The following is an 11,380-nucleotide window of genomic DNA, read 5'->3' on the forward strand; positions in this document are numbered from 1 at the left end:
CAAGTGTTTGCGTTTGATACGGGTCCTGGAAATATGCTTATGGATAAAATTATGCAGATATCCACTAGTGGTAAGAAAGAGTATGACAATGGCGGTAAACTGGCATCGTCAGGAACAGTAAATCAAGAAATTCTAAACAAGCTTCTGGATGATCCCTATTATGATAATCCGCCTCCAAAATCCACAGGAGAAGAGATGTTCGGGCAAGAGATGTCTGCTGCTCTGTATGCCAATGTAGAAAAAGAAATGATAAGTCTTCAAGATTTGATGGCCACTTTGTTAGAGCTAACAGCTCAGTCTATAGTTTTGTCTTACAAGAATTTTATATATCCCAAATGGGATATAGAAGAAGTTATCTTTAGCGGCGGAGGCTGTAATAATGCCGTATTGATGGACAGACTCAGAAATGAACTTAGTCCAATTAAAATTTCGACTTCAGATCAATACGGGATTTCAGTAGATGCAAAAGAAGCTGTAGCGTTTGCTGTGCTTGCAAATGAACTTATTTCGGGAAATACGAATAACCTTCCCAACGTTACAGGAGCCGCAAGAAAAGTGCCCATGGGCAAAATATCTTTAGGAAGAGACTAATACAATTCATATTATCAGAAACTAGATATGATTTTTAAACTAAACAATCTAAATACAGCTCAAAAAATAGGGCAGGTTATAATGCCCAGAATAGATTTTGGTGATCCTGATTCTCTGCCAATGGCAAGAACGCTACTTAAGGACTACCAGGTTGGCGGCTTTATTATATTTAACGCCGTTAGCGAGTTCGTGATCGAAGCTACATCTGAGCTTCAAGAACTTTCAGATATTCCTCTTTTTTTCGCTTGTGATGGCGAGAGGGGCGTAGGGCAGATTGTTAAGGATATGGAGCGCTTTCCATTTAACATGTCTATTGGAGCCATAGGCGATGAAGACCTTGTTTATGAGCAAGCTAGTTTTATTGCTCATCAAATGAAAGATTGCGGGCTTAATTTACTTTTCGCCCCGGTTTGTGATGTGAATTCAAATCCAAACAATCCAATAATCAATATAAGATCATACGGTGATGATCCAGAGCTTGTATCAAGGCTTTGCAGCGCATTTGTTAAGGGTTGCCAAGATAACGGCGTTCTGGCGTGTGCTAAGCATTTCCCGGGACACGGCCGCACTGGGGTTGATTCACATATTGATTTGCCTGTTTTGGATACAGAGCTAGAAACTCTTGAAAAAATTGATCTAGTCCCTTTTCAGGCTGCAATAGAGGCTGGTGTAGCATCTATAATGACTGCACACATAGGATTCTCTCAAATTGGTGATGGAAGCCCTGCTACGGTCTCAAACGAGCTCATTTCTGGTGTTCTGAGGGATAAAATGGGCTATGAAGGTCTAGTCGTTACAGATTCTCTCCATATGGAAGGCATAATAAAATTAGGCAAAGAATATGATATATCGACAAGAGCACTAAATGCAGGCGCTGATATCATTCTCGATCCTTTAAATCCCATGGAGTTAGTCTCAAATCTAGCTACTTTAGAACCTAACCATCTTGGATTAGATACTAAGGTTGAAAGAATTCTAAATATTAAAGAAAAATGGCTCACAAATAATGCAGCCAATAAGGTTTCAGAGATTGACGCTATTAAACTAAAAGAACGAATAGCGAATGAATCAGTATGTTTTGTTAAAGGGAGACCTTCAGATCTAGACGGTGTATCGATATGCCCGTTTGATGTTACCAATTGTGAAAGCGAAATTTATATTCCATTTATTGAGCAGATGGAATCACATGGAGTAAATGTTGTAGTTGCAGATGATTCATCAAGATTTCGTATCACAGAGGATTCTACTATAATTTGTCTGGTTTATACAACAATAGGAGCATGGAAAAAGCAGTCAACTCTACCTAGCAGATACATATCGTCGCTTAAATATATTGGTCCACTTAATTGCAAAACTATACTGGTATCTTTTGGCTCGCCCTATGTTGTAGAGGGGTTAGATAGTTTTGATACTGTTTTATGCAGCTTTGATATATTAGATGAATGTCAAAAAGCTGCAGCAGATGTTCTGTTAGGAAAAATATCAACCAAGGCCAAACTACCGGTCAGTCTAAAATAAAACTGTTTGTATTAAATTCGCTTTAGGTAAATTAGAATCAGATGCCTGAATCAATTCAAAACGCTTTATCTGCACTTAGCCCCCTTGATTGGCTGATTGTAGCAGCCTATCTCCTAATGTCTCTGGGAATTGGAATATATTTCACTAAAAGGGCAAGCTCCAGCATGTCTTCTTACTTTGTATCAGGACGTAGTTTGCCTTGGTACATTCTGGGCACATCTATTGTGGCGACTACTTTTGCTGCCGACACGCCGCTTGCAATTACTGGGTGGATTAGAGAGGGTGGAATATGGAAGAACTGGTTTTGGTGGAACTATATTTTCAGTAGTGTCTTTATTGTAGTAGTTTTTGCCAGGCTTTGGCGAAGAGCCGAAGTAATAACTGATAACGAATTGATAGAGATACGCTACAGCGGAAAACCGGCCGCATTCCTTAGGGGGTTTAAGGCTTTTTATTTTTCGACACTGTTTAATTTCATAGTCATGGGCTGGGTAATTAGTGCTATGGCAAAGGTGTTTAAGGTATTTTTTGGTATAGATACCGATTTAGCGATAATTATATGTATTTCTATAGCGTTTTTCTATACTATGATGTCAGGTCTTTGGGGAGTAGCTCTTACTGATTTTCTTCAGTACTTCATTGCAGTTATCGGAACCGTAATACTTGCCTGGGTTGTAATCGGATCTCCGGAAATTGGAGGTTTCTCTGGGTTTATAGATAAACTCGGCAAAATTGATAAAGAACATATATCCTTTTTTATGACCCCGTCCGGCGGTGATCCTGTCAGTGAGGGAGTTCTTGACTCAAGCTTCTTTGCATTTCTTGTATATGTAACAATTATCTGGTGGTCATCTCATAATGCTGACGGGGGCGGATATATTATACAAAGGATTAACTCTGCCAAGAACGAAAGACATGCAGTATTAGGTATGGCATGGTTTGCGATTAATCATTACATCATAAGACTCTGGCCTTGGGTACTTGTAGCGCTGGCTACTCTGATTATCTATCCAAGGGTTCAGGAGTACGGCGGCGATCATGAAGCAATGTATGTTGTTGTTATAAGAGACTATCTAGGGCCTGGGCTGAAGGGGCTCTTATTTGTAACATTTCTCGCGGCTTTTATGTCTACACTTTCTACCCAGCTAAACTGGGGCGCCTCATACTTGATGAACGATATATATAGACGTTTTATTAAGAAAAATGCTTCTGAGAGCCATTATATCTTAATCTCTCGATTTGTAACATTAATATTAACCATACTCGCAGGCTATTTTGCATTTTATATCACCAATATTGGCAAGGCCTGGATATTTCTCTGGGCCATGAGCGCGGGTGTAGGTTTAGTGCTTATACTCAGATGGTTTTGGTGGAGGATAAATGCATGGTCTGAGATATCTGCTCTGGCGGCTTCACTATTTACAATTCTCGTCCTATTCATATACACACAAGCAAACGGCGTCTCGCTTGAGCTAAAGCATCAGATATTAGTCATACCAGTTTCTATTATAACCTGGATAGTTGTAACATTTTTAACTAAACCAGAGTCGAACGAGACACTGGGAAATTTTTACAAAAGAGTTCGTCCATGGGGCTGGTGGAAGCCTGCAAGTGATCAACATCCACAGATTACTAAGCCAAAATTTATGCCGGTCATTTACAACTGGTTATTAGGCGTGGCTTTCTTAATATTCGGAATGATAGGGGTTGGAAAGATGCTGCTCGGCAGTTTTTCTTTTGGTGCTATATGCATAATTCTCTCGGTAATCTCGGGAGTTATTGTATATATAAGGATGAGAGAAGAGTTAAAATAAAGATTTATCACTTCCAAAAATGACGGATTATGTTATAACTTATAGTCGTTAAGGTTATTAGATATGGCTATAAAAATTAAAGTACTAAAACATCCTGAGCTCACTTGGTATGAAAAACTGTATATCCCCCAGATTCTGGGCGGACTAGCAATTACACTTGGTCATATTCTTAGGTTTAAACCTATAACCGTGCAGTATCCTGAAGAAGTAAAAGAATTGCCTGAGAGATACCGAGGGCTTCACGTAATGCCAGGGGATGATGAGGGTGAGATAAGATGCGTTGCCTGTAAGCTTTGTGAGGTAGCATGCCCAACTCAGGCTATATCTATTGTGGCCGAACCCGCGGATGATTACGGGATTGAGAGAAGGCCTAAGGTTTACAATATTGATTTTATGAGATGCGTGTTCTGCGGATTCTGTGTGGAGGCCTGCCCATGTGATGCACTTAGGATGGGAATGAAGTATGAGCTTGCTTCATACAACAGAGCAGGGCTTGTGCATACAAAAGAAGTTTTCTTTGACCCTAACGTGAAGAGCGATGCTCCAAGAGATAACGCTAATTTCCTCTACGAAATGGGCAAAGGTGAGAACCTAGACAGCATTGAGGAAATACAGAAGGTTAAAGAACTCACTGGAGCATATGTCGAGGCTCCAGAGCCTGTGTCAACCGATAATCCTTTCCAAAGTTCAGGATCTTAAATCTACTAACATTGCTAAGAAATTATTCGCTTTTTGAACCATACCTCTTAAACCAAGGTGTAAGTCTTAGAGCGCCAGCAATAGAAGATTTTAGCTGACTTCTTTCGGTTACTAGATGAATTCCGCCCTGTTTATTAAAGAACTCAGAGGTCATAGTTTCTGGCGCTACCCCTCTACCTCCGCTCGCTAATTTAACAACCCTGTCTCCAGCAAATGCAACTGTTGCTTTTTTCTCAGCAATTATAAAATCTCCTTGAACAACATAGCTTGCCAGTGCGCCTCCAGTGGTTGGATGTCCAAGCAGAGATACATATGGTAGGCCAGCATCTTTAAGGTTAACAATAGCAGAGATTGTTTTTGCCATTTGGTAGAGTGCGACAGTGCCCTCTTGCATTCTGGCTCCCCCTGATGCGGTTACCACTATGAGGGGTAAGTCCTCTTGTATTGCATAATCGACAATAAGCTTCATCTTTTCCCCGAATACTGCCCCCATGGATCCACCCATAAACCTAAAGTCTGATACTGCAATTGCTACAGGGATGTCAAACATGTCTCCATATCCTACAACCAGAGAATCCTTTGAGTCTGTACGCTTAGAAGCCTTTTTTCTTGTGTCATAGTAATCAAAGAAATTAAATCGAGCATCTATGTTTTCAGTACTAAGATTAGAATGCAGCTCATGAAATGAGTCTGTATTAAGAAGTAAATCTAGATAGTCATCAGATCCCAGTGGGGAAGGTTTTTCACAATATGGGCAAGAAAAGAAATTCTTTTTGAAATCCTCTTTGGCAAAATGCTTTCTGCAGCCAGGTCTTGTGATATTTCCGTCGGCGTCCTTCTCATCATTGCAAAAATGTGGCTCAGCTCCATAAAGTGCTATCTGCATTTGAGACACTTCAGGAGTTGCAGTTTTTGAAAATGCACTCGGCAGCCAGCTTCTGATCTTTTTTGCTATTGCCTGGTATCTGTGCTCCCCTTTTTCAACCTCTCCAACTTTTTGTATTTTTTCAATAAGTTCTTTTTTAAGATAATTGGTGTCAGCTTTCTCAAGCTCTTCGGTCGATTTAACAAGCACCTTGTCTATTAATTCCAAGGTTTTAGTCAGGTAAGTTGCTCCGTCAATTGAAGGCTCTTTAATAACCTTGTCTACAATACCGTATTTGAGCATATACTCTGATGTAGGCTGAAGCACCTCTAGCGCCTCTTCGATCTTATCTCCAGATCTAAAGAGGATCGCCGAGCAGCCCTCTGCAGTAATAACCGAATATTCAGCTCTTGATAACATAAACCTTTTATGTGCAAGCTGAAAAGCAATTGCACCACCGCTGCCACCGCTGCCAAGCACTATTGAGATTGACTTGGCTTTAAGTGAAATCATCTTAGACTGACAAAATGAAATAAGCCAAGATTGCAGCTTTTCAGCAGAATACTCAAAAGGGTCTCCGCCGATTGTATCTACATATGTATGAAGCATAAGATCATGCTGTTCTGCATATTCCATCATATTGTGAGCGAGCCCATATCCGTCAGCTTTAACAAGACCAAAATTATATTTCATCCTGTCATCGTCACTTGTAGGCATCTGCTGTGCTATGATGGCCACTTTCTTGCCATTACTCTTAAGTGTGGCGGTTCCTACAATAACTGCGGGATCGTCTGCAAGCTCGATAATTTTTCCAGAAGGAGCTTTTAACTCTAAGGAAAAATCTTCAAGTTCGTTGTAAGGTACAAAGTCATCATACAGAGATTCAATAATGTCTTTTGATTTAATTTTTTTGTATGACCTAGCCTGTTCGTGTACAAGCATTAATTTTGAAGGTCGGCTCATATTTAATTTTCTCCAGCTCTCTTTCTCTATTTAAAGTATAGTAATTTACCCTATTTAAACGCTTTAGACTATGATACGTGAGGAAGTACTTTCTCGACAAATAATCTCATGGATCTCATAGACTCCTCATGGCTAATTCCAGGGAATTTAAATCGGCAGATCAAATTATCTGCAGGAGTTTGCTCCTGATACTGTTTAATGGCTTCAACACACTCCTCAGGGGTTCCAATTATGGATTGATCCCTTGCTATATCATATAAGATAGGATCACTTGGGTCTGAGAGCAAATTACCCTCTCTGTCGACCATTGAGCCCCATGAAGCATAACCTTTAGCAGTATATGTAACGTGTTCCTTAATATCTTCCCATGCATCATCAGCCTTTTTATCTGATATGTACATCTCTCTAACAAGAGGTTTTTCAACATCATCGGGGCTTCTGCCATACTCCTTTAGCAAATCTGAGTGCATATCAAACAAATATTTAACTATGGGAATGACACCGATGGCAGGGACGTATAAAGGTGCCCCAATTCTGGCGGCCCTTCTGATAGCCGGCTCGGTAAAGGCCCCTATCCATATAGGTATAGGCTGTTGGACCGGTTTAGGAGTTACATTCACATTATCTAGCTGATAATACTTTCCGTCTATACTAAAAGATTCATTTGCCCAGCTTTTAGTTAATACCTCTATCCCTTCTTCCATTCTTCCTCGTCTTTGCTTGAGTGTTCTCCCAAAGCCAGAAAACTCTTCTTCTCTGTATCCAAGACCAATTCCTAGTATTAATCTTCCATTTGAAATCAAATCCGCAACTGCCGCGTCTTCAGCTACTCTAACAGGGTCATGTAAAGGCAGAAGTAAAACACCAGTTCCTATGCGTATATTATTAGTTCTGGCAGCGATGGCAGCGGCGGTTAATAATAATGAAGGGCAGTAACCATCTTCTAGAAAGTGGTGCTCTGACAGCCATGCTGAATCAAAGCCCATCTGATCAGCCATGCTAATTTCTTCAAGCATTTCCCCATAGAGCTCTTTATGAGATCTTTTATTGTGAGGCGGTGACTGCATTGTGTAGTAACCTACTCCAAATTTCATAATTATGCTCCTTTAATTATGATTAATTAGTAATTCAGAAATTGGGGTAATTATAACCTGAAAGGGCTATTGTTGTTAAGATCGGCAAAAAAAATGGCTGGTTAGACTTTTTGTCTAAACCAGCCATCTAATTTTAAATTGCTATTTTTTATGCGGTAAATGACTGTCCGCAACCACAGGATCCGGTTGCATTGGGGTTGCTAATTGCGAAACCTGTACCATCAAGACCATCAGTGTAATCAAGTACTCCGCCATTTAGGTAAGGTGCGCTTAGTTCATCAATTGCTACTTTAATCCCATCTCTTTCAATAATTTTATCAGACTTCTCTATTTCGTCGTCAAATCCCATTTCATATGAAAATCCTGAACAACCGCCAGGCACTACCCTAACGCGTAGCACTGCCTCAGGTAAATTCTCATCAGCTAATAGTTTTTTAATCTCGTCAGCCGCTTTAGTAGTTACAGTAAACATTAATAACTACCTCCCTTTATTAATTATTCCCTATTAGTATATGCACTAAGCAGTAGTAAGGCAATGCCTAAAATGAAAATTGCAGAGTTTGTGATCGCCGAAGTCCTATGTAAGCCTCTGAATTTATTATGTAAATTTGTGTATTCGGGCCCCCCTTCCCCAACCGCCCTCATCTGTGTTCTAACCTCATGAGCCTGGGGCCTGTTTATTTCCCCTGCATATACAGCGAGTCCGATCATAACTACTATAGCTCCAATCTTAACTGCATTTAACAGATTAGATAGATGGTTGTCTAGATAAATTAAAGCAATAGAGCTGACTAGCAAAACTGTCCCACAAACGTATGCTAGCATGTAATATTTTGGAAAGATCTCTGAAACCACATCTCCGGCCTGCTCTCTTTGCAGCACTTTAAATATGCTGGGCGCAGCAATCATTGCTAAAAAGAAAATACTGCCGACCCACAAACTTAGCGATAAGGTGTATAGAAACTTAAGAGCAGTAATCATTTTTAATTAAATGTGCACTCCTGAATTGTTATTGTGCACTGTTTAGATTCACTCTCAAAAAATGAGGCCGTCATAGACTTAAATGTACCCTCAATATTTACAGTGCTTCCTTTAGTGGTATCCAAAATTCCTTTTTGATCCGGAGCATTGCAAAAACACTGAACTACCCTTTGGCTCTTGGTCACAAATTCAACTGTAAATGTTCCTTCGGGAGCATCGGAGCAAAGAGAATGGATTTTTCTTGTCATGTTTGTCTCAAGAGTTGTTTGTACAAGTTTGTCTTTATAAAGATCATCCCCAGTCATAGGCTCGTCCATATTGGACTCGCAAATTTCATCAATTGATATTTTTTTGGCATCTCCAGCATGGGCAAGACTCATAATTGATAATAATGAAAAAATAAAAGCGCTTAAAATCATGATAGAAGTTTTAGTCATAGTTCCCCCTTACAAAAAATATGTTTTAAGTATCAAAATCGCATTTTTATTATAACAGGTGCTGGTCAAAAATAAGAGATATTGTTTTCTCTTAGCCTGATACAACTGGCTCACTTGATATTTAGATCAGTCCTTGTGTATATTTTTTCTAATGAAGAAGGACACTTTGTTAATTATAGATACATCTGAAGGTAATGCTGATTTACTCTATAGAACCAACTTTTTTGTCCCCGACCCCGTTGTGTATATTGAGCACAAGGGTGAGAAAATACTTTTATTAAGTGACCTTGAGATAGATAGGGGGAAGAGCGAGGCAACAGTAGATAGGGTTTTATCGCTATCTGAATACCAAAATAAATTAGCATCAAAGAAACGAAAGCGTATCAGATTTATCGATATCATAGATGTAGTGCTCAAAGATCTTAAGATTAAAAGAGCACTAGTTCCGGGGATGTTCCCCGCTAAGTATTCTGATGAATTAAGAAAACGCGGATATAACATAAAAGTTTCAGAAGATGAGCCGTTTTTTAAAGAAAGACTTATAAAAGCTCCTAAGGAGATTGCCTCTTTAAAAGACGCTCTTCGAAAAACTGCACGAGCTATGGATCTTGCCGTAAGAATCGTGGCTTCTTCAGAGATCAAACGAAACAAGCTCTATTTAAATGGACAGGTGCTAACATCTGAAAAAATTAAGGGCGAGATTAATGCCGAGTTATCAAGAATGGGCTATAACGCATCACACACAATTGTTGCCTCAGGTATTCATTCCTCGATGCCCCATCATAGTGGAGAGGGACCGGTTTTTGCCGATAAGCCTTTGATCATAGACATTTTCCCAAGGTCTCAGGAGACAGGTTATTTCGGAGACATGACCAGAACTGTTATCAGAGGCGAGCCTTCGGAGAAGCTTATCAAGATGTATAACACAGTACTTAATGGTCAGAAGCTTGGCATAAGCCTGATAAAAGATGGGGTCAAATCAAAAGACGTTCATACTGCAATAGTGGACTACTTTAATGAATGCGGGTTTGAAACCGGAAATATAAACGGCAGACAGCAGGGATTCATACACTCCACAGGCCACGGTCTTGGTCTTGAGATTCATGAGCCACCAAGAATAGGAATGGGAGATGAGGTGCTCAGGGAAGGGAACGTGGTTACTGTTGAGCCTGGCTTATACTATGAGAAAATTGGCGGGATCAGAATCGAAGATGTTGTAGTTGTCGAAAAGAAAGGTTGTACCAATCTAACCAAATATCCCAAAAGATTTAGGGTTAAAGTTTAAATGTCTCGCTTGTAATATTGCTTTTATATTTCTTAAACATAAATATTCCTATTACTGTGTATTCTTACATAAGTATCCATAAATTACTTAAACCGAAGTTAGGAGATAAAATGAAAAAGAATTTTGATGATCTCGTCGAGCTATCAAGATATCTGAGGAGCCCACAGGGCTGTCCATGGGACAGAGAGCAGTCATTAGAAACCGTAACACCATACATAATCGAAGAAGCATACGAAGTTGTACAGGCAATAGAGCTTAAGGACAAAGATGAAATAATTGAAGAGTTGGGTGATCTATTTTTTCAGGTAATTTTTGCATCCCAAATCGCATCAGAAGACGGAGAGTTTGATATATCTGATGTTATTGACAGACTTCACAACAAACTGGTCCGTAGACACCCTCATGTGTTTGGGGATGAAAAAGCAAAAGACGCTGATGAAGCAATAAAGACCTGGCATAAACAAAAATTAAAGGAAAAAACCAGGAAACGCAGACTACTTGAAATACCTCAAACAATGCCTTCACTTCTAAGAGCTCACAGAGTGTCTGAAAAAGCTTCACAAGTAGGCTTTGATTGGCAAAACGCAGGAGAAGTTCTTCCCAAAGTTAAAGAAGAACTTGCAGAGCTAGAGGTAGAGATAGAAAATAATAATAAAGAAGCAATTGAAAAAGAATGGGGTGATCTTGTTTTTTCACTCGTTAATTTGGGACGGCATCTAAAACTCGACTCTGAAAAATCGGCCCATAGAGCAATAGATAGTTTTATTGGCAGGTTTAGTAAAGTTGAGGACAAAGCTTCAGAGCAAGGAAAGGAATTATCAGAGCTTACGTTAGCAGAAATGGACGAACTGTGGGACGAAGTGAAAAAAGAAAGGGATTAATCATCAATCAGCATGCTGACTAGCTTGTATCCTTCCGGCACGAATATGTCGGATGTGCTTGCCGAGCGTTCAGTATAGACAAATTCTTCATTTTTAACGCTCTCATCTGCTGAGTTATATATGGCAAATGGAACCGGCTCATTAATATGAGTTCTAATATCTATAGGGGTTGGGTGATCTGACATAACTAGAATTTTATAATCTCCAAACTTCTTTATGCCATCCAGTACTCTGCCCACGACCCTGCCGTCA

12 protein-coding genes are annotated in these 11,380 nt (G+C 39.7%); 6 read left to right on the forward strand and 6 right to left on the reverse strand.

The genetic code is table 11. From position 1 onward, the window contains the following. The 4 genes from AAF462_05235 to AAF462_05250 form a co-directional block, all read left to right on the forward strand. Positions 1–591 (forward strand): anhydro-N-acetylmuramic acid kinase (locus AAF462_05235; GenBank protein ID MEM7008522.1); only part of this gene is annotated, 591 nt, incomplete at its 5' end. Positions 592–618: 27 nt separating this feature from the next. Continuing rightward, the gene (locus AAF462_05240) at positions 619–2,109 is read left to right on the forward strand and encodes a glycoside hydrolase family 3 N-terminal domain-containing protein (protein ID MEM7008523.1); all 1,491 of its coding nucleotides are present in this window, start codon (positions 619–621) and stop codon (positions 2,107–2,109) included. Positions 2,110–2,150: 41 nt separating this feature from the next. Then, positions 2,151–3,923, forward strand: coding sequence for a sodium:solute symporter family protein (locus AAF462_05245; GenBank protein ID MEM7008524.1), 1,773 nt, complete (start codon positions 2,151–2,153; stop codon positions 3,921–3,923). A 63-nt stretch (positions 3,924–3,986) separates the two neighbouring features. Continuing rightward, on the forward strand, positions 3,987–4,622 hold the full coding sequence (locus AAF462_05250; protein ID MEM7008525.1) for an NADH-quinone oxidoreductase subunit I: 636 nt from the start codon (positions 3,987–3,989) through the stop codon (positions 4,620–4,622). Between the two features lie 22 nt (positions 4,623–4,644). Here AAF462_05250 and AAF462_05255 read toward each other — a convergent pair whose 3' ends face one another. The 5 genes from AAF462_05255 to AAF462_05275 form a co-directional block, all read right to left on the reverse strand. After that, on the reverse strand, positions 4,645–6,450 hold the full coding sequence (locus AAF462_05255) for a carboxyl transferase domain-containing protein (GenBank protein MEM7008526.1): 1,806 nt from the start codon (positions 6,448–6,450) through the stop codon (positions 4,645–4,647). A gap of 68 nt (positions 6,451–6,518) precedes the next feature. Next, the gene (locus tag AAF462_05260; protein ID MEM7008527.1) at positions 6,519–7,544 is read right to left on the reverse strand and encodes an LLM class flavin-dependent oxidoreductase; all 1,026 of its coding nucleotides are present in this window, start codon (positions 7,542–7,544) and stop codon (positions 6,519–6,521) included. Between the two features lie 148 nt (positions 7,545–7,692). After that, positions 7,693–8,016 carry an iron-sulfur cluster insertion protein ErpA gene (gene erpA, locus AAF462_05265; GenBank protein ID MEM7008528.1) on the reverse strand — a complete coding sequence of 108 codons (324 nt, stop codon included), beginning with the start codon at positions 8,014–8,016 and terminating at the stop codon, positions 7,693–7,695. 23 nt (positions 8,017–8,039) lie between these two features. Further along, entirely contained in the window at positions 8,040–8,525 is a 486-nt protein-coding gene (locus tag AAF462_05270) for a DUF4149 domain-containing protein (protein ID MEM7008529.1), read from the reverse strand. 2 nt (positions 8,526–8,527) lie between these two features. Next, positions 8,528–8,962 carry a hypothetical protein gene (locus AAF462_05275; protein ID MEM7008530.1) on the reverse strand — a complete coding sequence of 145 codons (435 nt, stop codon included), beginning with the start codon at positions 8,960–8,962 and terminating at the stop codon, positions 8,528–8,530. Between the two features lie 151 nt (positions 8,963–9,113). Between AAF462_05275 and AAF462_05280 the strand changes: the two genes are divergently transcribed. Together AAF462_05280 and mazG are read left to right on the forward strand one after the other, a co-directional pair. Beyond that, positions 9,114–10,247 carry a Xaa-Pro peptidase family protein gene (locus AAF462_05280; GenBank protein MEM7008531.1) on the forward strand — a complete coding sequence of 378 codons (1,134 nt, stop codon included), beginning with the start codon at positions 9,114–9,116 and terminating at the stop codon, positions 10,245–10,247. A 110-nt stretch (positions 10,248–10,357) separates the two neighbouring features. Then, the gene (gene mazG, locus AAF462_05285) at positions 10,358–11,128 is read left to right on the forward strand and encodes a nucleoside triphosphate pyrophosphohydrolase (protein ID MEM7008532.1); all 771 of its coding nucleotides are present in this window, start codon (positions 10,358–10,360) and stop codon (positions 11,126–11,128) included. On the opposite strand, the gene AAF462_05290 is transcribed toward mazG, so the two are convergent. After that, positions 11,125–11,380: phosphoglycerate mutase (locus AAF462_05290; GenBank protein MEM7008533.1), on the reverse strand; the 256-nt coding region annotated here is incomplete at its 5' end. The genes mazG and AAF462_05290 overlap by 4 nt on opposite strands.

It is taken from the genome of Thermodesulfobacteriota bacterium, from assembly GCA_039028315.1.
Taxonomy (GTDB): Bacteria; Desulfobacterota_D; UBA1144; order Nemesobacterales; family UBA2774; genus CR02bin9.